Source organism: Bifidobacterium pluvialisilvae (assembly GCF_019331695.1).
Taxonomy (GTDB): Bacteria; Actinomycetota; Actinomycetes; order Actinomycetales; family Bifidobacteriaceae; genus Galliscardovia; species Galliscardovia pluvialisilvae.
Genome location: NZ_JAHBBI010000013.1, coordinates 1 through 23,197 on the forward strand (window position 1 = coordinate 1; position 23,197 = coordinate 23,197).

A 23,197-nucleotide genomic window follows, 5' to 3' on the forward strand; every position below is an offset into this window, starting at 1 on the left:
CCGCCACCGGCGTCGACGCCTACGAAAGCGGGTTCGGCATCAGAACCGGCTGGGCCGGACGCTCACACTAACCTACCAACACGCCAACAACACGCGCGAATAAGACCCACGTTTTGACCCTTAGCCCAGAAAACTGCCATGAGTACTGTATTCATGTGACTCCAGAATGAGTTTGTAGATACGCTCAAGCGCTATTGTGATATTAAAGAAGCCAGTATAATACAATTCCTGATGTTCAAAGTCCGCGTTGCGAAGCGCGCTTAGACCAAGAGAGAACATGCGGCCGGACATACTAGCTTCTCTCTGCAGGGCTATCCATTTGGGGTCATAGGGTGAATGCGAGATTAGGGTCATGAGTTGTTCTGTCTGTTCTCGTGTCCAATCGTTTATTTTTCATGATACCGGTTCGTGGGTCGTTTCCGCTTGATATTGCGGTTTCTGGGTATAACTGAGAAAACTTGCGATTTCAACTGCGCGAGCACGAAGGGGTGAGCCGTGGCCAACCGAAAGGCAGGATCGTCCAGCATGCCAATGATTCTGACTGACATACCCGCTACGCGGCTACGAGAGGAGGATGCCACGGACGCTCTCGAAAACATCGGAAGTGCTAGGTCTGCCCCAAGGACTTCATTGGCGCATTCCTGCAACATTATCCGAAGAAGGTGCTGGAAAGCCTGCTGCAGGACAAGACAACGAAGCGCAACATCATTTGGGTCGACAGCGAGTGCGAACATCTGAGCGATGGCTATTGGTGTGTCTGTACTGGGGCAGCGTGACGTGATGTGGGGAGAGACCCGGACGAGCGGTATGGCGAATGTGTGGGTGCGACGGATGGGTGAGCCGCCGTGCTATGGCTGACCGACGACCGCTGTCCCGTCTGCTTGTCAACGAAGTCAGAGGAACTGCAGCTGAACTGAGTGCTGAGTGTACGGGGCGGGTATCTGCCTACCGGCAATCCTTGCGCGTCACTGGAAAGGTTCCTTCCCGTAGAAGGCCATCTGTTCGTCGCCCCACCATGAGAGGAACTGTTCGGCCGTCTCGCCGTTGTGCCCGTCGCTGATAAAAGCGCAATCGAAGGACGCCAGCCGACCGTTTGTCTCCTCGGCCAGGGCCGCTGCGACGAATCCGTAGCCGGTCGAGGAGACGGCCGGGCCGGCGGCATTCCGTATGTCGTGCCAGAAATGAGGTTGCGCGTTCAGGAGCTTCATAACCTCATCGGACAATGGCACTTCAAACTCGTCGGCCTTGATAGGCCAGCATTCGCCCAGCATCGACGGCGGATAGCCTTCCTTCCCGCCTGACCGCACGTAGTCATCGACCCACGGCTGGTCGATTCGCGAGCGCTCCCACAGCGACGGCCATGAGCTCGCCCTCCATTCGCCGTTAATCAGATACGCGAAGACGAGATCCATCTCGACCTCCCATCGCGTAGCCGGATCCACAGACCGTAGCTCTTCGCCGGGTCTGCGGGAGTAGAACGTTTTCACCTCCACGGTGCTGCGGATCCCGTACCGGTCGAGCAGCTGCTGATACAGCTCTTGGGTGCGACTGCGCGTCTCTTCGACCAAGGGCATGTAATCCGTCGTCGGATATACGTCAATCGTGGTGGACATGTCCCCATCGTACCCGAAACCCTTGGAATCACAGGGATGACAGGCAATAATCGCCAGTAACAAAAAATGTTACTGGAACGGGCAATCCCAGTAACACTGGATTTTTGTTACTGGAGCCGTCATCTGAAAAAGAAGAAGCCCTACATCCCAAGCGGGAGTAGGGCTTATCTGTCGGGCTGACAGGATTTGAACCTGCGACGTCTTGCTCCCAAAGCAAGCGCGCTACCAAACTGCGCCACAGCCCGTTTTCATGCCTTAAGGCATAACTTTTCAATTATACGCACCGTGAGGGACACGATGTGCTTCCGAACGCCGAAATCCTTGGCTCAGAAGACGGCCGAGAAGTCGGAGGTCTGCGGTCATTGTTACTGAGTGTTACTGGACTTCATTCTTCAGTTTTTCCCGAGACCCGAAACCCTAAGCGGGAGTAGGCCTCAGCGGCGGTCATAGTCGGCTCGGTTTGGTGTCATTCTGCTCCCAAAGCAGGCGCGCTACCAAACTGCGCTATGGCCCGTCATGCTCCGTGCGGCATCAGGTCCGCGTGAACACAAATCAGTAGTATAAACCATATGTTCGTATGAACGCAACATATCCACGGGCCGTTTTGCCACCTCGCGGCATTCGCCTACAGTGGGAATGCAATCATGGGCGCAGGGGCGCCGTGCAATCCACGTGCGACGGACGTGGAAAATCTGGGTGGAGGAGTCGCGATCATGGGAAGGCATCAGCAGGCGGAGACGTTCGGTCTCGTCGCATCGCTCATCTGCGCGGTGTGCGCCGGCGTGGCCATGGACCTCTACCGCAACAACGCCCCGGCGATCTGGCTGGTGTCCGGCCGACTGTTCGCGGTATGCGCCGGCATGGTGGCCGCATGCGGCGTCGTCTCCTTCGTCGTCGGCTATTCCCGACGGTCCCATTCATGGAACCTCAGACGCGGATGGCTCGTCCCCGTTCGCCGCGCGTTCGAGACATTATCACTGTCCGTCGTATACGGTTCCACGATCTTCCTCAGCGTATACGCGCTCCTCGGCGTCATCAACGGGGCGATGGGCGTCGGATCGTTCACTCCGTATGTCCCCGCCGTCGTCGCATTGTTCGCCGCGGTCACGGGCTATCTGGTGTTCGTACAGGCGGACTCGCTCAACGCGAAGACCATCGCTTCGCTGCTGCCGCTGTTCGTGGTGTCCGGCGTCTCCACGGCCGGATTCACCTCCGACGACCCGAACTGGTGGCGGAACAACTTCTCCCAACTGGGGGACCGCACCACATTCGCCGCACGCATGTTCAACTCCACACTGATACTGGCCGGGGTCTGCGTGGTCATCCTCAGCTACTTCGCCGTCTCGGAACTCATCACCACACAGCGGATGCGCATGAAGTGGAGGACAGGCGTCGGTTCCGCCGACGATGGGGGAGATGCGACCCTCACAGTGTCCGACATCCCGCATTTCCCCGCGCGCATCGTATGCCTGACGATACTGCTGACGCTCGCCGGCATCTGCTTCGCCGGCGTGGGACTATTCCGCTACACGCCGCATCCGATTATGCATAACGTGTTCGCCCGAGGACTAAGCCTGCCGATGAGCCTGCTGATGGTGTTCCTGCCATGGCTGGCCCCGCAGCTGTCGAAAGCCATGTACGTGGTGTCGGACCTCATCATCGTGGCGATTGCGGCGGCGGGCGTGCAATGGCTGCAGGGCGGCACCACGCTGACGAACGTGGAGGCGCTGGCCTGCATCCTGTTCATGGGCTGGTTCATCGTGTTCTCACGCCAGATAGCCGCAATCGAGGCCGACCGCGTGACCGCGCAGCTCACCGCCGCGCGTCCGGTGAGCACGGTGCCGCACGACTCGCGCATATCGCCGAGGAACTGACCGCCGACCGTGTGCGTCGTTCCATCGGGCGTCGGCCCGACGTCATCCGTTTTGCTGCGCCGACAACGGAACGACGGGGCCGTCGTAAAGGATCTCGTCCTTCGTCACGGCGGTCGACAACAGCATGGCCACCGCAAGGTCGGCGATGTAGCTCGCCATGGGGGAGAGCTCCCATCCCTTGCGCGTCACCAGGGCGAACGTGTCGTAGATGGGATGCTCGAACGACGTGGTATGCACCGATGAGGGGAAGTCCGCGTCCATGGTCACGGCCCGAGGCAGAATCGTGTCGCCGAGCCCATGGGCCACGAGGTCGACGGCCGCACCCACGGTCTCGATCTCGATGATCGGCTCCAACGTCACACCCTTCATCTGCGCCTGCTGCGCCAGCTGCCGCCGCGAGGGGTCATGCCAGCCATGATGGGCGTCGTAGAGGATCAGCGGCTCCTTGGGAATGTCCTCCACGCGCATCGGTCGTGCGCACCGTTCCGGTTTGGCGCTCGCCCACACGATCTGCTGGCGCATGAGCGGCACAATCTCCAATCCGTCCGAGGGGACGGGCAGGCACAGCAGGCCTCCTTCGAGCTCGCCATCGCGCACGGCGTCGGCCACCTCGAACGAATTCTGGCCGACAAGCCGCAGATGGACGTTCGGGTGGGCCTTGCAGAACACCGCGGCCAATCCGGAAAGCCCGTAATATCCGGCATTCCTCAGGATGCCGAACGACACCGTGCCGCCATCGCCGGTCAGCAGCGAGTTCATGGCCGTCTCGGCGCCCAACATGCCGTCCAACAGACGTTTGGCCCAGGGCAGCAGCGTCCTGCCGGCGGTCGTAAGCACGAGACGTCGTCCGCCGCGAACGAACAACGGCAGGCCATACGTCGATTCGATCTTGCGGACGAGTTCCGAAACCGTCGGCTGGGTCATGCCGAGATAATCGGCCGCCGCGGTGAACGATTCCAACGTCGCCGCATAGTAGAACGCCTGCAGTTGTGTAACGGTCATGTTACCGTTCCGGCCGTTGAAGACGGGAACGTGCGATGCGTCGTTTTCCTTATTGTGCTGTGTTTTCAACGTTTTCATGGGCGCCATGATAAACGACATAGGTTTTTCCTATGTTAATTCAAGGAAGTAGTGCTCTTGTACGATAGCAACGCGATGCGTATGGTCATGAACTGTTGCAGCCACAACGACGGCAACGACACAACATCAGACTACACAGGCCAAACGGGTCTGACACGACCGGACCATTAGGGAGCATCATCATGACCGCTGCGATTCTGACGTCAGTACACGCCACCGCATCCAAGACCGAAGCCACGCGAACCGAGCACGACTGCATCGGCGAGCTGCAGGTCCCGCTGAACGCGTACTGGGGCATCCACACGCAGCGTGCCATCGAGAACTTCCCCGTCTCCGGCGTCCCCGTAAGCCGCCACCCCGAACTCATCCAGGCATACGCGCTCGTCAAGCAGGCATGCGCCCGCGCCAACGTGAAACTCGGCGGCATCACCACCACGCAGGGCCGCCTCATCGACGCCGCCTGCCGCGACATCTACAACGGCGGATTCAACGACCAGTTCCCCGTCGACGTGCTCCAGGGCGGCGCAGGCACCAGCACCAACATGAACATGAACGAGGTCGTCGCCAACAGGGCCCTCGAAATCGGCGGCCACAAGAAAGGCGACTACGCCTTCATACACCCCAACGACACCGTGAACAAATCCCAGTCCACGAACGACACCTACCCGGCCGCCGTACGCCTCTCCCTGATCTTCGCGCTGCGCACCCTCATCCGCAGCTGCGACGCCCTCGCCATGTCGTTCCTCGCCCTCTCCCACCGCACCGAGGACATCGTCAAACTCGGCCGCACCCAGCTCCAGGACGCCGTCCCCATGACCTTCGGCCAGGAATTCGGCGCCTTCCACACCGTGCTCGCCAACGACTCGCGCAAACTCAACGACGAAATCGCCAGACTCGCCGTCGTCAACCTCGGCGGCACCGCCATCGGCACCGGCATCTGCGCCGACGCCCGATTCCGCGGCCTTGTGACCAAGGAGCTGCGCAGCGTCTCCGGCGTCTCCGTCAGCGCCGCCGAAGACCCCATCGCCGCCACCAGCGACATGGCCGACTTCGTCGACACCTCATCGAACATCAAACGACTCGCCGTGCACCTCGGCAAGATCGCCAACGACATCCGACTGCTCACCAGCGGACCCCAGGCCGGCCTCGTGGAGATCCACATCCCCGCACGGCAGGCCGGATCCTCCATCATGCCCGGCAAGATCAACCCCGTCATCCCCGAATGCGTGAACCAGAGCGTCTTCACCGTCATGGGCATGGACACCACCGTCAGCTGCGCCGCCGAAGCCGGCCAGCTCCAGCTCAACGCCTTCGAACCCGTCATCGCCCACTCCCTGCTCGACGGCATGCGCATCCTCGCCCACGCCATGGACACCCTGCGCACCAACTGCGTCGAAGGCATCACCGTCAACGAGCAGGTCGGGCTCGCCCGCGCCACCAACAGCGCCTCGCTGGCCACGTCGCTCAACGGCTACGTCGGCTACGAGGAGGCCGTGCGCCTCGCAAAGAAGGCGCTGGCCGAAGGCCGCAGCGTGCACGACGTGGCCATGGACGAGGGCGTGGTGCGCAAGGAGATCCTCGACGACGTGCTCGACCCGTTGAAGCTCACCCGTCTGGGACGGTGACGTAAGGGGCCGCCTCCCGGCCGTCCTCTTGGATTCGCTGGACATGCGAAGCGGCCGGTCCGATATGCATGATGTCATATCGGACCGGCCGCTTTCTCGTATGCCCGCAGGTTCCGGACGTCACTCCATGACGCGGCGGGAGCGTTTCGCGCTCATGAGCAGCAGGAAGCTGCGCGGCTGCGCGGTGATGACGAACCCGGCCTCATAGGTGAGCTCCGGGCCCTTGGGGCTGAACGTATCGACCACGAGGGTCCACGTGGAGCCGTACTTCTCATCCGGCAGCTTGAACACGATGGGCTCATAGTGCGCGTTGAAGATGAGCAGGAAGCTGTTGTCGGTCATGGGGGAGCCGTACCAGTCGGTCTCCGGGATGTCCTTGCCGTTGAGGAACACCATCACCGACAGCGCGTGCGTGTTGCTCCAATCCTCGCGGTCCATGATCTCGCCGGTGTGGTCGAACCACTCCGCCTGCGGGATGCGGTCCGACGTGTCGCCGGCGGCGCGTCCCGTGAAGAAGCGGCGGCGGTGCAGCACCGGATGGTTGAGACGCAGGTGGATGAGCTTCTTGGTGAACTCGAGCAGGTCGCGGCGGTCCTGGTCGAGCTCCCAGTCGGTCCATGAGATCTCGTTGTCCTGGCAGTAGGCGTTGTTGTTGCCCTTCTGGGTACGTCCCACCTCGTCGCCGCCGCAGATCATCGGAATGCCCTGGCTGACCATGAGCGAGGCGATGAAGTTCCGGCGCTGACGCTGGCGCAGGCAGTTGACGTCCTGGATGTCGGTGGGGCCTTCGACGCCGCAGTTCCACGAACGGTTGTGCGATTCGCCGTCGCGGTTGTCCTCGCCGTTCGCCTCGTTGTGCTTGTCGTTGTAGGTGACGAGGTCGTTGAGCGTGAAGCCGTCGTGCGCGGTGATGAAGTTCACGGAGGCGACGGGGCGGCGGCCGTTGGCCTGATACAGGTCGGAGCTGCCCATGAGGCGGCTGGCGAACTCGGGCAGCGTGGAGGGCTGCGAGCGCCAGAAGTCGCGCACGCAGTCGCGGTAGCGGCCGTTCCATTCGGACCAGCTGGAGGGGAAGCCGCCCACCTGGTAGCCGCCGGAGCCGAGGTCCCACGGTTCGGCGATGAGCTTGATGTGGGAGAGCACCGGATCCTGTTCGACGATGTCGAAGAAGGCGGAGAGCTTGTCGACCTCCTGGAACTGGCGGGCGAGCGTGGCGGCCAGATCGAATCGGAAGCCGTCCACATGCATCTCGGTGACCCAGTAGCGCAGCGAATCGGTGATGAGCTGCAGCGCGTGCGGCGAGCGCATGAGCAGCGAGTTGCCGGTTCCGGTGGTGTCGAAGTAGTGGGCGAAGTCGCCGCCGACGAGACGGTAGTAGTTGCGGTTGTCGATGCCGCGGAAGCTCAGGGTCGGGCCACGGTGGTTGCCTTCGGCGGTGTGGTTGTACACCACGTCGAGGATGACCTCGATGCCGGCCTCGTGGTACGCCTTGACCATCGACTTGAACTCGTTGACCTGCTCGCCGTATTCGCCTGAGCTGGAGTAGGCGTTGTGCGGGGCGAAGAATCCGATGGTGTTGTAGCCCCAGTAGTTGCTCAGGCCCTTCTCGGTGAGGAAGGAGTCGTTGACGAACTGGTGGATCGGCATGAGCTCCAGCGCCGTGACGCCGAGCTCCTTGAGATAACTGACCACGGTGGGGTAAGCGAGGCCGGCGTAGGTGCCGCGGATTTCGGCGGGCACGTCCTTGCGCAGGTTCGTCATGCCGCGCACATGGGCCTCGTAGATCACCGAGTCATGGTAGGGGATGCGAGGATGCTTGTCGTTGCCCCAGTCGAAGAACGGGTTGACGACGACCGACTTCATGGTGTGGGCCGCCGAATCCATCGTATTGAGATCGTATTCGTTGTCCGGGTCGCTGAACTTGTAGGAGTAGAGGCTCTCATCGCCGTCCGTGTGGCCCTGGATGGCCTGGGCGTACGGGTCGAGCAGCAGCTTGGACGGATTGCAGCGGTGGCCGTTCGGCGGGTCGAACGGACCGTAGACGCGATAGCCGTACCGCTGCCCGGGCTGGAGCCCCGGTATGTAGTTGTGCCACACGTATGAGTTCTGCTCGGTCATTTCGATGCGGGTTTCGTTGTCGTCCGCATCGAAGAGACAGAGCTCCACCTTTTCGGCCGCTTCCGAGAACAGGGCGAAGTTGACCCCTGCGCCGTCATAGCGAGCCCCCAACGGGTACATTGAGCCTGGTCTGATCTGCATACCTCCAGTATCGCATCGTCCCTGCCCATAATCGGCGCCGCCATGGTTAACCCATGGTAAATCACTGACGGATATAGGGTTTTGTCCGCTGGATTCCACGGCGAAGGCCCCCTCGCGGTATAGACTGGCCTTACCCTCACAGAGACGAAGGAGTTTTTCCCATGGCGGATGAAGACAAGGTCAGCGCGAACGGAGAGTGGACGGACGGCGATGCCGGCTCCGTGCCGGAGAGCCCCGCGGAAGCGCATGGAACCGAACGCCCCATGCCCTCGTATGGTGCGGTGCCGGCCGGAGGCGCCTCCCAGCAGCCGACGCAGCCGACACGGCAGTTCCCCGCTCCGGGATATCGTGCGTCCGGCCCGGCCGGAACGCCCGTCGGCGGCCCCAACCTGCAGGCGCCGCCATACAACCCCATGGGACGTCCGGGCGTTCCGCCGCAGTACGGGAACCCGAACCAGCCTCCGGCGATGCGCGGCACCGCCCCGCAGGGGTATCCCACCAACGGCCCCCTTCCGCCGAACGCCAACGGACGTCCGCCGGCTGGCCGTCCCCCGTACGGCGCCTACGGCCAGCAGCCGGCGGCCCCTGAAGACGGCAAGCCCAAGGGCAAGGCCGGCAACAGGAAGCTGTTCATCGGTCTGGGCATCGGCGGCGGCGTCATCGTCCTCGTCGTCATCATCGCATTGGTCGCGTTCTTCGTCATCCAGGGAGGCAAGCCGAAGGCGCAGGACTACAACAACACGCTGACGGAGATATCCCAATTCCAGACGAAGCAGGGCGACGTGCAGTCGAAGCTCACCGAAGTGTATTCCGCCACCTACAAGGGCGGCAGCACCTTCGACGACGATGACGTGGCCAAGGTCAAGGAGAAGGCCTCGGCATACCGGGCCGAGGTGGACTCCATCAAGAACGACAAGTCCATGAAGGACAGCAAGGTCAAGGAGAAGTACGACGCCTACGTGAAGACGGCGGACGCCTACGTCACCTACGCCAACAATCTCGCCGAATCGGGCAAGACGCTGTCCGATACCACGCAGGTGTGCGACAATGCGCCGAAGGACGGCACATACTCCGCCTCCTTCGCCACGAACTACACCAAGTACATCAACGACTGCACCGCCAAGCTCGACACGCTGAGCAAGGCGCCCGACAAGGCGGTCGCCAAGTACGCCACCGATATGAAGGACCAGATGACCAAGACCGGCGAGATCGTCAAGCAGCTCGGCGCCTTGGGCGACCCCACCAAGATCAAGTACGGCACGCCTGCTTACGACAAGTACGACAAGCTGTCCGAACAGTTCTATTCCTCCCGCAGCAGTTCGGACGTCGTCACGAACTTCTCCGATGCGCTCAAGGAGGAGCAGGACAAGGCCATGGCGGATGACCAGTACAAGGCGTTGCGCGACGCGCTCCAGGACGGTTTCGAAAACGCCCTGTGACCCACCGTCCTCCCCGGATGGCGGCCCCGAAGCCCTTCCCGCTTCGGGGCCGTTCCATATCCGCAGGCGACGGCGTTCCCGAACAAAACCGGGACGAACGTCACGGAAGGCGATACCATGGCAGGCATGACCGAAACGAAACCATCGCCATGGCGTGCACCGTTCGCCGCCGAACCGCTGAATGCCACCGTCACCGTGCCCGGCAGCAAGTCGCTGTCCAACCGCTACCTGATTCTCGCGGCCATGGGCACGAGGCCCGTCACACTCGTCGGGCTGCTGCGCTCCCGCGACACCGAGCTCATGATGGGTGCGTTGGAGGCGCTGGGCGTCTCCTGCACCCCCGATCCCGACGACGGGACCACCGTGGTGGTCACGCCGCCCAAGAGCGGGGTGTTCACCGGACGCTCCTCCGTGTTCTGCGGGCTGGCCGGAACGGTGATGCGCTTCGTCCCCGCCCTCGCGCTGTACGCGGACGGACCCGTCCGGTTCGACGGCGACGAGCAGGCATACCATCGTCCCATGGGGCCGATCCTCGACGGACTGGAGCAGCTCGGCGCGCGAATCGACTACGAAGGGGAGAAGGGACGTCTGCCGTTCACGCTCACCCCTCCCCGGAAGGCCCTCGGCGGCAGTGTGGCCATCGATTCGTCGTCGTCGAGCCAGTTCATCTCCGGCCTGCTGCTCGCCGCCCCGAAGCTCGAACAGGGATTGACGCTGACGCACACCGGGGAGCATCTGCCGAGCCTGCCGCACATCCGCATGACCATGGCGGATCTGGGCGCCGCCGGGGTGGACGTGCGCATGGACGCGCATACGTGGACGGTGCGGCACGGTTCGGTGCAGCTGCCCGAGCGGGTGGTCGTCGAGCCCGACCTGTCCAATGCGGCCCCGTTCCTTGGTGCGGCGCTGATCGCCGGGGGAACGGTCCGTGTGCCGAACTGGCCCCGGAGCACGACCCAGCCGGGAGGGCTGCTTCCCGAATACTTGGAACGCATGGGCGCCACCGTCACCGTGACGGAGCCCGCCGACGGGCCGCGCACGCTTGCGGTGACGTCCGACGGGACGATTCACGGACTCGGCGACTTCGACCTGTCCGCGGCCGGGGAGATCGCCCCCTCATTGGCCGCGCTGCTGGTGTTTGCCGACGCCCCGACCTCGCTTGTCGGCATAGGGCATCTCCGTGGCCATGAGACGAACCGTCTGGAGGCGTTGGTCACCGAGATTCGCCGCGTCGGGGGAGACGCCGAGGAGCTGCCCGACGGCATAGCGATCCGTCCGGTCGCCCCGGATGCGCTGCATGGCGCGGTGATGGAGACGTACGCCGACCATCGCATGGCCACGTTCGCCGCGATGCTGGGATTGCGCATCGATGGCATCGACGTGGTGGATGTGGAGACCACACGCAAGACCATCCCCGATTTCGTCGGGCTGTGGACGTCGATGCTTGGCTGATATTCGATGATAATCGCCTAGATATGATGAGGCCTCTTTGGATTCCTTACCGAATCCAAAGAGGCCTCATCGATACATCATGTGATGGTTGTGAACGTCGTGGTATCGGCGTTCACAACCGGATGGATCACTCGCTGTAGTCGGCGGGCTCGAACACGTTGCCGTAGGAGTCCTTGCCTTCGGCGGCGATGGCGGCGGACTTGCGGGCGATGGCAAGCTCCTCGTTCGTCGGGTAGACGGCCACGATGACGGAGCTGTCCGGGGTGGAGATGATGCGCGGCTCGGAGGTGTGCACGTTGTTCTTCTCCTCGTCGAGCTTGACGCCGAACGGGGCGAGGCGGTCGATGACCATCTTGCGGATGGGGGAGGCGTTCTCGCCGACGCCGGCGGTGAAGGTGATGACGTCGACGCCGCCCATCTGGGCGGTGTAGTTGCCGATGTAGGCGACGATACGGTGCACGTAGACGTCGAGCGCGAGCTTGGCGTCCGCGTTGCCCTCGTCTGCCAGACGCATGACCTCACGCATGTCGCCGTAGCCGGTCATGCCGGTCAGGCCGGACTTCTTGTTGAAGAGCGTGTCCAGCTCGTCCACGTTCATGTGGGCGTTGCGGATCAGGTGGAACACGACGGCCGGGTCGATGTCGCCGGTGCGGCCGCCCATGACCAGACCCTCGAGCGGGGTGAGGCCCATGGAGGTGTCGACGGGCTTGCCGGAGATCTGGGCGGAGGCGGAGGCGCCGTTGCCGATGTGCAGCACGATCTGCTTGAGGCCTTCGGCGGGCTTGCCGATGAGGCCGGGCACCACGGAACCGACGAACTCGTGGGAGGTGCCGTGGGCGCCGTAGCGGCGGATGTGGTAGCGGTCGGCGATGTCCTTGTTCAGGGCGTAGGTGCTGGCCTCCTTCGGCAGCTGGAAGAAGAAGGAGGAGTCAAACACGAAGACCTGCGGCACGTCGGGCAGCAGGGAGCGCATGACTTCGGCGCCGGTGGCCTCGGGGCCGTTGTGCAGCGGGGCGAGCACGGCGAGGTCCTTGACCTTGCCGATGGTCTTGTCGTTGACGAGGGCCGGGCGCGGGAAGATGGAGCCGCCCTGCACGACGCGGTGGCCGACGGCGACGATGCCGGACTCGGACAGGTCGGGGCCGTACTCCTTGAAGAAGCCGAGGACGCGCTTCAGACCCTGTTCGTGGTCGTGGATGGGCTCGGTGAGCTTGTGCTTCTCACCGTTGTACTCGTGCTTGTAATTGCCGTCGATCGGCTCGCCGATCTTCTCGACCAGGCCGGACGCGATGCCTTCGCCGGTTTCGAGGTCAACCAGCTGGTACTTGATCGAGCTGGAACCGGAATTGATGACAAGGACGGTTTTCGCCATTGTGGGCTTCCTCCATTGTTGTGTCTGGTGAGCTTCATGCTCCACTTCCTTGATTGAGATTACTCGTTGGTGGCTACATTGCGCTACGTATCCGCCCATGTGTTCCATAAAAAACCGTTCCGTCCACAAGGGGACGGAACGGTTGTGTGAGGAACGTCACATCATGAGTGACCGCACAATGAGTGCGGTAGCAAGACGCAGGGCACGAAAGCTTCCCCACGTAGTGAGTGATGATGACGCGTGCGACTTCAAGGCGCGGCGGGTGAAGGCGTACAAAGGTACGTCGAATCCGCCGCAACGCGGAAGGCGCTCCGTCATCACCACTCACTCCCATTCGATGGTGGCCGGGGGCTTCGAGGTGCAATCCAGTACGACGCGGTTGATCTGCCGGCATTCGTTGGTGATGCGTGTGGAGATCGCGGCAAGCACGTCGTAGGGGACGCGCGACCAGTCGGCGGTCATGGCGTCTTCGGAGCTGACGGGGCGCAGGACGATGGGGGAGCCGTAGGTGCGCTCGTCGCCCTGGACGCCGACGGAGTGGACGTCGGCCAGGAGCACCACGGGGCACTGCCAGATGTCGCGGTCGAGGCCGGCCTTGGTGAGCTCCTCGCGGGCGATGGCGTCGGCCTCGCGCAGCACCTCGAGGCGTTCGCGGGTGATCTCTCCGACGATGCGGATGCCGAGGCCCGGGCCGGGGAACGGCTGGCGCCAGACGATTTCGTCGGGAAGCCCGAGCTCGGTGCCGATGGCGCGCACCTCGTCCTTGAACAGGGTGCGCAGCGGTTCGATGAGCTGGAACTTGATGTCCTTGGGCAGGCCGCCGACGTTGTGGTGGCTCTTGATGTTGGCCGCGCCGTCGCCGCCGCCGGACTCGACGACGTCGGGGTAGAGGGTGCCCTGCACGAGGAACTTGACCTCCTTGCCGCGGGCGCCGGCCTCCTCGAGGACCTGCAGCTGGGCCTTCTCGAAGGTGCGGATGAACTTCTCGCCGATGATCTTGCGCTTGCGTTCGGGCTCGGAGACGCCCTTGAGCGCGTCGAGGAAGTCGTCGGCGGCGTCGACGGTGATGAGGCGGATGCCGGTGGCTTTGACGAAGTCGTGCTTGACCTGTTCGACCTCGCCCTTCCTGAGCAGGCCGTGGTCGACGAACACGCAGGTGAGCTGGTCGCCGATGGCTTTGTGCACGAGGGCCGCGGCGACTGCGGAGTCGACGCCGCCGGACAGGCCGCAGATGACCTCGGCGTCGCCGACCTTCTCGCGGATCTTGGCGACCTGGTCCTCGATGATGCCGGCGGAGGACCAGTTGTCCTCGAGCCCGGCGCACTTGTGGAGGAAGTTCTCGATGAGGTCCTGCCCGAGCGGGGTGTGCTTCACCTCGGGGTGCCACTGCACGCCGTAGAGCCTGCGGGATTCGTCGGCCATGGCGGCGACGGGCGCGCCCTCGGTGTGGGCGAGCACCTTGAATCCCTCGGGGGCGGTGTTGACGGCGACGCCGTGGCTCATCCATGTGGTCTGCTCCGCGGGCGAGCCTTCGAGGATGCCTTCGGCGTCGGTGATGGCGGCGGGCGTCTTGCCGTATTCGCCGAGGGCGGCCTTGTCGACGTCGCCGCCGAGCTCGTGGGCCATGACCTGGAAGCCGTAGCAGATGCCGAGAACGGGCACGCCGGCGTCGAAGATCTTCCTGTCGATGCCGGGGGCGCCGGGCTCGAACACCGAGGCGGGGCCGCCGGAGAGGATGATCGCCTGGGGATCCTTGGCGAGGATGTCGTCCACGGGCATGGAGTGCGGCACGAGTTCGGAATAGAGGTGGGCCTCGCGCACGCGGCGTGCGATGAGCTGCGCGTACTGGGCTCCGAAGTCGACGACCAGGACCGGTCCTTTGGCCATGAATGCCTCCTATGTAAACGGTTGTCTGGGGGATTGCGGATGTGTCGATTATGTCCCGTGATTGCGACATAACAAAACGGTTACAACTTCCCGTCCGTTGAACGTTCGCGTACGCGCGGGTGAACGGAGCGTTGCGCTCGTGCGGGGCGTGCTCGGCCGCGACGGCGCGTCGGCGTCGTCGGGCGCCGGCGACACGCCCTTGGGATTTAACAACGCCCGCTACATGACGCGTGGTAGTTTTTTAAAAAAACAAGGCAAACTTAGGCAACGGAAACCCTTGGTTTATCAATCCGCCGAGCCGGTCGGCGCCGGCGCCGAAGTTCACAAATACCTCTCCACTTTGAAAACTTTTCGAACAATTTCGTACAAAAGCTTTCGCGTCCGGATGATGAAAGTCCGCGAGTTCACCTACGATGAAAAGCGATTGGGAAAACCGGTCATTGCACGTTCCAACTCAATGGGCGCAAGGGCTGGCGGTTCCCGAGAAAATAACCGATCGCACATTATGTGCAGAAGTACAGGAGTACACATGACGAGTCCTGTTATTGGCACCCCCTGGAAGAAGCTGAACGCTCCGGTCTCCGACGAAACCCTCGAGGCCGTCGACAAGTACTGGCGCGTGACCAACTACCTTTCCATCGGTCAGATCTACCTCCGCAGCAACCCGCTGATGAAGGAGCCCTTCACCCGTGAGGACGTGAAGCACCGCCTGGTCGGTCACTGGGGCACCACCCCGGGCCTGAACTTCCTCATCGGCCACATCAACCGTCTCATCGCCGACCACCAGCAGAACACCGTGATCATCATGGGACCTGGCCACGGCGGCCCCGCGGGCACCTCGCAGTCCTACGTCGACGGCACCTACACCGAGTACTTCCCGAACATCACCAAGGACGAGGCTGGCCTCCAGAAGTTCTTCCGCCAGTTCTCTTACCCGGGCGGCATCCCGTCCCACTACGCCCCGGAGACCCCGGGCTCCATCCACGAGGGTGGCGAGCTGGGCTACGCCCTGTCCCACGCCTACGGCGCCGTGATGGACAACCCGAGCCTGTTCGTGCCGGCCATCGTCGGCGACGGCGAGGCCGAGACCGGCCCGCTGGCCACCGGCTGGCAGTCCAACAAGCTCGTGAACCCGCGCACCGACGGCATCGTGCTGCCGATCCTGCACCTCAACGGCTACAAGATCGCCAACCCGACCATCCTTTCCCGCATCTCCGACGAGGAGCTCCACGAGTTCTTCCATGGCATGGGCTACGAACCCTACGAGTTCGTCGCCGGCTTCGACGATGAGGACCACCTGTCCATCCACCGCCGCTTCGCCGAGCTGTTCGAGAACGTCTTCGACGAGATCTGCGACATCAAGGCCGCGGCCCAGACCGACGACAAGCACCGTCCGTTCTACCCGATGATCATCTTCCGCACGCCGAAGGGCTGGACCTGCCCGAAGTTCATCGACGGCAAGAAGACCGAGGGCTCCTGGCGCGCCCACCAGGTGCCGCTGGCCTCCGCCCGCGACACCGAGGAGCACTTCAACGTGCTCAAGAAGTGGCTGCAGTCCTACAAGCCGGAGGAGCTGTTCGACGACAAGGGCGCCATCCGTCCCGAGGTCACCAAGTTCATGCCGCAGGGCGAGCTGCGCATCGGCGAGAACCCGAACGCCAACGGCGGCCGCATCCGCGAGGACCTCAAGCTCCCGAAGCTCGAGGACTACGAGGTCAAGGAAGTCAAGGAGTTCGGCCACGGCTGGGGTCAGCTCGAGGCCACCCGTCGTCTCGGCGTCTACACCCGCGACGTCATCAAGAACAACCCGGATTCGTTCCGCATCTTCGGACCTGACGAGACCGCCTCCAACCGTCTGCAGGCCTCCTACGAGGTCACCAACAAGCAGTGGGACGCCGGCTACCTGTCCGACCTCGTCGACGAGCACATGAACGTCACCGGCCAGGTCGTCGAGCAGCTTTCCGAGCACCAGATGGAAGGCTTCCTCGAGGGCTACCTGCTCACCGGCCGTCACGGCATCTGGAGCTCCTACGAGTCCTTCGTGCACGTGATCGACTCCATGCTGAACCAGCACGCCAAGTGGCTTGAGGCCACCGTCCGCGAGATTCCGTGGCGCAAGCCGATCGCCTCCATGAACCTGCTCGTCACCTCCCACGTGTGGCGTCAGGACCACAACGGCTTCTCCCACCAGGATCCGGGCGTGACCTCCCTGCTGCTGAACAAGTGCTACAACAACGACCACGTGATCGGCATCTACTTCGCCGCCGACGCCAACATGCTGCTGGCCATTGGCGAGAAGGTCTACAAGTCCACCAACATGATCAACGCGATCATCGCCGGCAAGCAGCCGGCCGCCACCTGGCTGACCCTCGACGAGGCCCGCGCCGAGCTCGAGAAGGGTGCCGCCGAGTGGAAGTGGGCTTCCAACGCCTCCTCCAACGACGAGGTCCAGGTCGTGCTCGCCGCCGCCGGCGACGTCCCGACCCAGGAGACCATGGCCGCCGCCGACAAGCTGAACAAGCTCGGTGTGAAGTACAAGGTCGTCAACGTCGTGGATCTGCTCAAGCTGCAGTCCGCCAAGGAGAACGACGAGGCCCTGACCGACGACGAGTTCGCCGATCTGTTCACCGCCGACAAGCCGGTGCTGTTCGCCTACCACTCCTACGCCCACGACGTGCGTGGCCTGATCTACGATCGCCCGAACCACGACAACTTCAACGTCCACGGCTACGAGGAGCAGGGCTCCACCACCACGCCGTTCGACATGGTCCGCGTGAACAACATCGACCGCTACGAGCTGACCGCCGAGGCCCTGCGCATGGTCGACGCCGACAAGTACGCCGACGAGATCAAGAAGCTCGAGGACTTCCGCCTCGAGGCCTTCCAGTTCGCCGTCGACAACGGCTACGACCACCCGGACTACACCGACTGGGTGTGGCCGGGCGTCAAGACCAACCTGCCGGGTGCCATCTCCGCCACCGCCGCCACCGCCGGTGACAACGAGTGACGCTGAAGCTCCGATAGCAACGGTCCTATAGCGAATGGGCCCCTCCGGGAATTCCCGGAGGGGCCCATTCCGCGTCTTCGGCCGTCTTCGGCATGCGATGTAGGGCGGATTTCGTGCAAACCCGTGCAATTTGGGACGATGCATAGTTACCGGTCAACGTTTATACTTACAATGGTTGCGGTTGCAAAGCAGTGTTGCCCGCACCTCAACCCGACAGCGGGTTGAACAATTGCAAAAGGAGTTTGACCGTGAGTCTTACCAGTGTGTACATCGCCAGCCCCGAGGCCGCGAACGGCCGCAACGTCGTCGCCTACGGAGTCGTCTCCGCCCTCGCCGGCCAGTACAAGACCGCCGTGTTCCGTCCTGCCGCATGCAAGAAGGAGACCTTCACCGACGTGCTGCTCGGCGCAGCCACCGCCGGACAGACCCGTGAGCAGTCCGTGGGTGTGTGCCCGTGTGCCGCCCGCGAGGACAAGGAAGGCGCCCGCGGCGACATCGTCCGCGCCTACTCCGCCGCCGTCGCGGCCGCCGATCCGGAAGCCGTGGTCATCGTCGGCACCGACAAGAGCGATGTGTTCGACCCCGCGGCCTTCGACTTCAACGCCTCCGTGGCCGCCGACCTCAAGGCTCCCGTGTTCCTCGCCGTCTGCGGTCTGAACCGTGACGCCAAGCAGGTCAAGGCCACCGTCGCAGCCTGCGCCAAGAGCATCGAAGCCGCCGCCCAGACCGTCGCCGGCGTGTTCGTCACCGGCTGCGCCGACGACAAGGCCGCCGACGTCAAGGACGCCCTCGCCGACTTCTCCGCACCCGTCTGGACCGTCCCGGCCCACGACTGCGGCACCGAGGACGAGGCCAAGGCCGCCCTCGCCGACTTCGAGTCCCACGCCCCGGCCGCCCAGATCCTGGCCGCCCTGAACCAGGACTTCGCCCAGCCCACCACGCCGTACGCCTTCCAGTCCGATCTGCTGAACAAGGCCAAGGCCGCCAAGAAGACCATCGTCCTGCCCGAGGGCGAAGAGGACCGCATCATCAAGGCCGCCGACTATCTGCTTGAGCGCGACATCGTCAACCTCATCATCGTCGGCGAGAAGGACCAGATCCTCGCCCGTGGCAAGGAGCTTGGCCTGAACAACCTCGACAAGGCCTCCTACCAGTCCATGAACGACGAAGAGGTCCTCGCCCCGATGACCGAGAAGCTGTGCGAGCTTCGCGCCAAGAAGGGCATGACCCCGGAGCAGGCCCGCAAGCAGCTGACCGACGCCAGCTACTTCGGCACCATGCTCGTGGTGCTCGGCAAGGCGGACGGCCTCGTCTCCGGCTCCATCAACTCCACTGCCAACACCGTGCGCCCGGCCCTGCAGGTCATCAAGACCAAGCCCGGCCAGAAGCTCGTCTCCGGCGCGTTCCTCATGTGCTTCAAGGACCACGTGGCCGTGTTCGCCGACTGCGCCATCAACCTCAACCCGAACGCCGAGCAGCTCGCCGAGATCGCCATCCAGTCCGCCGAGACCGCCAAGGCGTTCGGCATCGACCCGAAGGTCGGCATGCTCTCCTACTCCACCCTCGGCTCCGGCAAGGGCCCGGATGTGGATCTGGTCGAGGAGGCCACCAGCATCGTCAAGCAGCAGGCCCCGGATCTGCCCGTGGTCGGTTCCATCCAGTTCGACGCCGCCTGGTCCCCGGTCGTTGCGGCCACCAAGGCCAAGGGCAACGACGTCGCCGGTCACGTCAACGTGTTCGTGTTCCCGGACCTGTGCGCCGGCAACATCGGCTACAAGGCGGTCCAGCGCTCCTCCGGCGCCCTCGCCATCGGCCCGGTGCTGCAGGGCCTCAACAAGCCGGTGAACGACCTGTCCCGCGGCGCCAACGTCGAGGACATCATCAACACCGTGGCCCTGACCGCCGTCACCGCCCAGTGACGACGTCCCGGTCCCGCCGCTGATTCCGGCTGACTGCACCATACGGGGACATGACCATCGCGTCATGTCCCCGTTTCTCATATCCGGTTCCCGTCCGCCCGTCCGGCCCGGCCGGCACAGGCGTGGACCGGAAGGCGCGTCAGCTGGTCTTGAGACGGTACCGTTGCGTCGGATCGTCCTGGAACCGCACGCGGGCCACGCGCCCCTCCCTGACCAGCTCGCGCAGGCCGGACGTTGCGGCCAACGGCGTCAGACGAAGCTCCCGCACGATCTCCTTGACGCTCATCGCCGAATGCCGTTCCAGCAGCGTCATGATCTCCTTCGACACGTCGGTGGGGGAGCTGTGCTTCACGGTGCGATGCCGCGTGATCGTCATGGTGAAGGTGTTGATGTCATTGCACGTGGTCGCCGGCTCGATGCCGGCCTCCCTCAGGCTCGCCGCAATGCGCTGGTAGCCGTCGCCGCCCTCGGGGTTCACGAACCCGCCTCCCGGATACGGCGTGGACTCCAGCAGCGTGAACAGGAACTGGTTGCGCGTCGACGAGAACGCCGTGCCCGCCACCGGATGCGGATTGGCAAGCACGTCATGCGTCACCGTGCCATACAGGCCTCCCGGATTGCTGATTTCGATGCGGTCGGTGAACACGCTCACATGCACCTGGGTGCCGCGCGCGTCGGGGGAGTAGTCACGATGCGTCAGCGCGTTCGCGATGGCCTCGCGCAGAACCGCCGGAGGATAGTCGGGTTTGCGCGCCCCGATCCATTTCATCAGCGATTCGACGGTGTCGTCGATCATCATGGGAATCGAGCCCACGACGGTCTGCGATGCGATGAGACGCTCGTCGCCCCGGAACACGTCGTCGCGGCTCGTGCCGGGGAAAACGGCGATCGACACCCCCAGCCGGGGAAAGAACTTCTGCGGGTAGCGTCCCAACGCCAGCAGGCCCGCCAACGTCGGACGCAGAACCCCGCCCACATGACGGCGGTCGGAGTCGTCATGCCGCAGCGCCTGCAGGTCAAGCAACGTGTCGATGTCGCCGCGGCCGCCGAAGACATGCGGGTGTTGCTCGCGCACCCGCGCGATGAGCCCCCCGACCAGGGCGGGGTCCAGGTCGTCGCGCGTCGCGCCGGGAACGATGTCCAGGTCATAGGTCGGCTGCAGATGCTCCTCGATGAGCCGGTCCACCTCGTACGAGGTCATGCGCCGGTCCCCGTCCCCGGTGCGGATGAACGATCCGCCATGCGCGCCGATCGCCGAGATGAAGCACGGCTTGTCGCGGGGCAGCATCTCATCCACCCGCGCGAACACCAGATTGCTGCCCTCGAACGGGCACGTCACAATCGTCGGACGCACCACCGGCGTCATCTTCTCACACGCCTGGCTCAACGACTCCTGCATGGAGCGGGCGTTGAACCCCTCCACGGGAGTGAATCCGTTACGTTCCGAAAGGCCGAGGATTATCCAGCCGCCCGAACCGTTGGAGAACGCGGAAAGCGTATCGGTGATCCTGGAGGAGATCTTGCGTTTGCATTCCTTGACCTCGCACTGCTGCGTATCATTGCCGATCAGACGCATCAGCTCTATCAGCTCGGTCATCTTGGCGGTGTAGGCGTCAACCATGGCATGGCCTCCTTGTCACCATCATGCGTCACGGACGGCGACATGGGCCACGTCTTCTTCCCCCGTTCATCGAAAATTCATGCATGGTCACGTCGGACGCCGTCATCCGGATTATGGGCGTGCGCTGGAAGTTGTCTGAGATTCGTACTAAAAGTGGGCGGGTGACTCAAGACACCCCCCGAAAGCAGGCTGCCACGCGTTGGCGTTTCCCTGGAATAGACGGCATCAAGGGCCTCGCCCTTCTGGCAATCGTCGTCTACCACTACAACTCCCTGATGCTGTCCGGGGGATTCGTGGGCGTGGACGTGTTCCTCACCGTCAGCGGATTCCTCATCACGCTCAGCATGCTCAAACGGCTATACGCCGACGGCCGCATCGGCTGGGTTGACTACTGCACCCACAGGCTGCGCCGACTCTACCCGGCCCTCGTCGTCATGGTCCCCGCAGTCACGGCCGCCGCGGCATTCATCCAGACCGACCTCCTCGTCGGCATACGCAAACAGGCCACGGCCGCACTCACCTTCATCTACAACTGGACCACCATAACCTCCGGCGCCAGCTACTTCGACACCATGAACCCGCAGATGCTCAAACACCTGTGGTTCATCGCCCTGCTCGCCCAACTCTACATAGCCGCCCCCATCCTCACCCGACTGCTCTGGAAGACCCGGCACCCCGCCATCGCCGTCCTCGCGCTCACGGCGCTGTCCGCCGCAAGCTTCATCTGGATGGGACACCTCTACAACCCCGATGACGTCACCCGCGTCTACGAAGGCACCGACACCCACGCCGGAGGATTCCTCCTCGGCATGGCGCTCGCATGGAGCATCTGCGCCTACCGCAACCACACCGATACCGGACGCTCGCACAATACCATCGTCTCGACGCTCATACGCGGCTGGCGACACATCGCCGCATACACCGGATTCATCGCCATGCTCGCCCTCATCATCCTTGCCGTCCGGCTCAAACAGGACGCGTTCGCCTTCCAAGGGGGCATCGCCACGGCATCGGTCCTTGCCGTATTGCTCATAGCCGGCACCATCACCGGCGACTCATGGATGCAGGGACTGTTCGCCATGCACCCCATCGCCTCCATCGGCCGATACTCCTACGGCATCTACCTATGGCACTGGCCCCTATGGCTGTTGGCCGGCGTGCAGATGCGCGCATGGGGCATGAACCGGCCCCTCCTCGTGGCCGCGGCCGCCCTGACCATCACCGCACTCACAACCGCCATATCCCATCTCATCATCGAACAACCCATCGCACGAAACGGGCTCTCCGGATTCCTCCCACAGGCACCGTTCACCACCCGCGGCATCATCCGATGCATCGCCTCCCTGACCGTCGTCGTCATGGCGCTCGCCGGCGGCGCCTTCGCATGGCGGAACGCCCCGGCGAAGACCAGCACGCAGATCGCGCTTGAACGTATGGAACGCATGAGCGCGCAGCATGCCCGCATGAACGGCGAGATCGCCCGACGCCCGGTGCCGAAACCCAAGAGGGCGGCACACACGTTCCCCACGGGAGACCAGATGGTCGCCATCGGAGACTCGGTGATGGACATGTCCACCCCCGAGATCGAGAACCGGTTCCCGGGCATTCTCGTCGATGCCAAGACCAACCGCGCCATCACGGAGGCCGGACCGATGATCAGCCAGTTCCAGGCCGAGGGTCGTATGCGTCCCTGGCTCGTCCTCGGGCTGGTGACGAACTCCATCGTCACCGCCGACGAACTCGACCAGATTCGTGCGCAGGTCGGTCCGGCCACCGTCATGGTGCTGGTCAACGGCCACGGACCGGACAGCTGGATCCCCCAATCCAACGACGTCATACGCGCATGGGCGCAGGCGCATCCGGAGAACACCGTGTACGTGGACTGGGATGCGGCCATCTCCCGGCATCTCGACCTGCTGTACAGCGACGGCGTGCATCCGAAGGAAGGCGCCGGCGGCGACATCTATCCGCAGGCCATCCAGCAGGCCATCAGGGACTGGATCGCCCAAGGATACTGATCCCGTTCAGACGCAACGCATGAACAAGGCC

Annotated in this window: 13 protein-coding genes and 1 tRNA gene; 7 read left to right on the plus strand and 7 right to left on the minus strand. The window is 63.6% G+C overall.

Going from position 1 to position 23,197, the window contains the following annotated elements; genetic code table 11:
- Positions 1 to 965 precede the first annotated feature (965 nt).
- The gene (locus KIH77_RS09405) at positions 966 to 1,613 is read right to left on the minus strand and encodes a hypothetical protein (RefSeq protein WP_219101268.1); all 648 of its coding nucleotides are present in this window, start codon (positions 1,611 to 1,613) and stop codon (positions 966 to 968) included.
- A 171-nt stretch (positions 1,614 to 1,784) separates the two neighbouring features.
- Positions 1,785 to 1,858: transfer RNA gene (locus KIH77_RS09410), tRNA-Pro, on the minus strand.
- Positions 1,859 to 2,326: 468 nt separating this feature from the next.
- Here KIH77_RS09410 and KIH77_RS09415 point away from each other — a divergent pair.
- Positions 2,327 to 3,487, plus strand: coding sequence for an ABC transporter permease (locus tag KIH77_RS09415; protein WP_219101271.1), 1,161 nt, complete (start codon positions 2,327 to 2,329; stop codon positions 3,485 to 3,487).
- Positions 3,488 to 3,529: 42 nt separating this feature from the next.
- Here KIH77_RS09415 and KIH77_RS09420 read toward each other — a convergent pair whose 3' ends face one another.
- Positions 3,530 to 4,489, minus strand: a complete 960-nt coding sequence (locus tag KIH77_RS09420; protein ID WP_219101273.1) for a LysR family transcriptional regulator — start codon at positions 4,487 to 4,489, stop codon at positions 3,530 to 3,532.
- Between the two features lie 260 nt (positions 4,490 to 4,749).
- On the opposite strand from KIH77_RS09420, the gene KIH77_RS09425 reads away from it, so the two are divergent.
- Positions 4,750 to 6,192: an aspartate ammonia-lyase gene (locus KIH77_RS09425; RefSeq protein WP_219101274.1), complete on the plus strand. Its 1,443-nt coding sequence runs from the start codon at positions 4,750 to 4,752 to the stop codon at positions 6,190 to 6,192.
- Positions 6,193 to 6,312: 120 nt separating this feature from the next.
- Here KIH77_RS09425 and glgX read toward each other — a convergent pair whose 3' ends face one another.
- Positions 6,313 to 8,451: a glycogen debranching protein GlgX gene (glgX, locus tag KIH77_RS09430; RefSeq protein WP_219101276.1), complete on the minus strand. Its 2,139-nt coding sequence runs from the start codon at positions 8,449 to 8,451 to the stop codon at positions 6,313 to 6,315.
- A gap of 161 nt (positions 8,452 to 8,612) precedes the next feature.
- On the opposite strand from glgX, the gene KIH77_RS09435 reads away from it, so the two are divergent.
- Entirely contained in the window at positions 8,613 to 9,890 is a 1,278-nt protein-coding gene (locus KIH77_RS09435) for a hypothetical protein (RefSeq protein ID WP_219101278.1), read from the plus strand.
- A 126-nt stretch (positions 9,891 to 10,016) separates the two neighbouring features.
- Positions 10,017 to 11,342 carry a 3-phosphoshikimate 1-carboxyvinyltransferase gene (gene aroA, locus KIH77_RS09440; RefSeq protein WP_219101280.1) on the plus strand — a complete coding sequence of 442 codons (1,326 nt, stop codon included), beginning with the start codon at positions 10,017 to 10,019 and terminating at the stop codon, positions 11,340 to 11,342.
- A gap of 127 nt (positions 11,343 to 11,469) precedes the next feature.
- On the opposite strand, the gene KIH77_RS09445 is transcribed toward aroA, so the two are convergent.
- Both KIH77_RS09445 and guaA read right to left on the minus strand, forming a co-directional pair.
- Positions 11,470 to 12,714, minus strand: a complete 1,245-nt coding sequence (locus KIH77_RS09445) for an acetate/propionate family kinase (protein WP_219101282.1) — start codon at positions 12,712 to 12,714, stop codon at positions 11,470 to 11,472.
- Positions 12,715 to 13,038: 324 nt separating this feature from the next.
- On the minus strand, positions 13,039 to 14,601 hold the full coding sequence (guaA, locus tag KIH77_RS09450) for a glutamine-hydrolyzing GMP synthase (RefSeq protein WP_219101284.1): 1,563 nt from the start codon (positions 14,599 to 14,601) through the stop codon (positions 13,039 to 13,041).
- Positions 14,602 to 15,130: 529 nt separating this feature from the next.
- Between guaA and KIH77_RS09455 the strand changes: the two genes are divergently transcribed.
- Both KIH77_RS09455 and pta read left to right on the plus strand, forming a co-directional pair.
- Positions 15,131 to 17,608: a phosphoketolase gene (locus tag KIH77_RS09455; protein ID WP_219101286.1), complete on the plus strand. Its 2,478-nt coding sequence runs from the start codon at positions 15,131 to 15,133 to the stop codon at positions 17,606 to 17,608.
- A 248-nt stretch (positions 17,609 to 17,856) separates the two neighbouring features.
- Positions 17,857 to 19,527 (plus strand): phosphate acetyltransferase, encoded by a 1,671-nt coding sequence (pta, locus tag KIH77_RS09460; protein WP_219101288.1) that lies wholly within the window; start codon positions 17,857 to 17,859, stop codon positions 19,525 to 19,527.
- 139 nt (positions 19,528 to 19,666) lie between these two features.
- On the opposite strand, the gene KIH77_RS09465 is transcribed toward pta, so the two are convergent.
- The gene (locus tag KIH77_RS09465; protein WP_219101290.1) at positions 19,667 to 21,148 is read right to left on the minus strand and encodes an ATP-binding protein; all 1,482 of its coding nucleotides are present in this window, start codon (positions 21,146 to 21,148) and stop codon (positions 19,667 to 19,669) included.
- Between the two features lie 161 nt (positions 21,149 to 21,309).
- Between KIH77_RS09465 and KIH77_RS09470 the strand changes: the two genes are divergently transcribed.
- On the plus strand, positions 21,310 to 23,166 hold the full coding sequence (locus tag KIH77_RS09470; RefSeq protein ID WP_219101291.1) for an acyltransferase family protein: 1,857 nt from the start codon (positions 21,310 to 21,312) through the stop codon (positions 23,164 to 23,166).
- Positions 23,167 to 23,197: the final 31 nt, after the last annotated feature.

What these genes read in the sequence shown, in the direction of transcription:
- KIH77_RS09405 (WP_219101268.1), bottom strand. Translation starts at nt 1,613, where the DNA reads ATGTCCACCACGATTGACGTATATCCGACGACGGATTACATGCCCTTG.
- KIH77_RS09415 (WP_219101271.1), top strand. Translation starts at nt 2,327, where the DNA reads ATGGGAAGGCATCAGCAGGCGGAGACGTTCGGTCTCGTCGCATCGCTC.
- KIH77_RS09420 (WP_219101273.1), bottom strand. Translation starts at nt 4,489, where the DNA reads ATGACCGTTACACAACTGCAGGCGTTCTACTATGCGGCGACGTTGGAA.
- KIH77_RS09425 (WP_219101274.1), top strand. Translation starts at nt 4,750, where the DNA reads ATGACCGCTGCGATTCTGACGTCAGTACACGCCACCGCATCCAAGACC.
- glgX (WP_219101276.1), bottom strand. Translation starts at nt 8,451, where the DNA reads ATGCAGATCAGACCAGGCTCAATGTACCCGTTGGGGGCTCGCTATGAC.
- KIH77_RS09435 (WP_219101278.1), top strand. Translation starts at nt 8,613, where the DNA reads ATGGCGGATGAAGACAAGGTCAGCGCGAACGGAGAGTGGACGGACGGC.
- aroA (WP_219101280.1), top strand. Translation starts at nt 10,017, where the DNA reads ATGACCGAAACGAAACCATCGCCATGGCGTGCACCGTTCGCCGCCGAA.
- KIH77_RS09445 (WP_219101282.1), bottom strand. Translation starts at nt 12,714, where the DNA reads ATGGCGAAAACCGTCCTTGTCATCAATTCCGGTTCCAGCTCGATCAAG.
- guaA (WP_219101284.1), bottom strand. Translation starts at nt 14,601, where the DNA reads ATGGCCAAAGGACCGGTCCTGGTCGTCGACTTCGGAGCCCAGTACGCG.
- KIH77_RS09455 (WP_219101286.1), top strand. Translation starts at nt 15,131, where the DNA reads ATGACGAGTCCTGTTATTGGCACCCCCTGGAAGAAGCTGAACGCTCCG.
- KIH77_RS09465 (WP_219101290.1), bottom strand. Translation starts at nt 21,148, where the DNA reads ATGGTTGACGCCTACACCGCCAAGATGACCGAGCTGATAGAGCTGATG.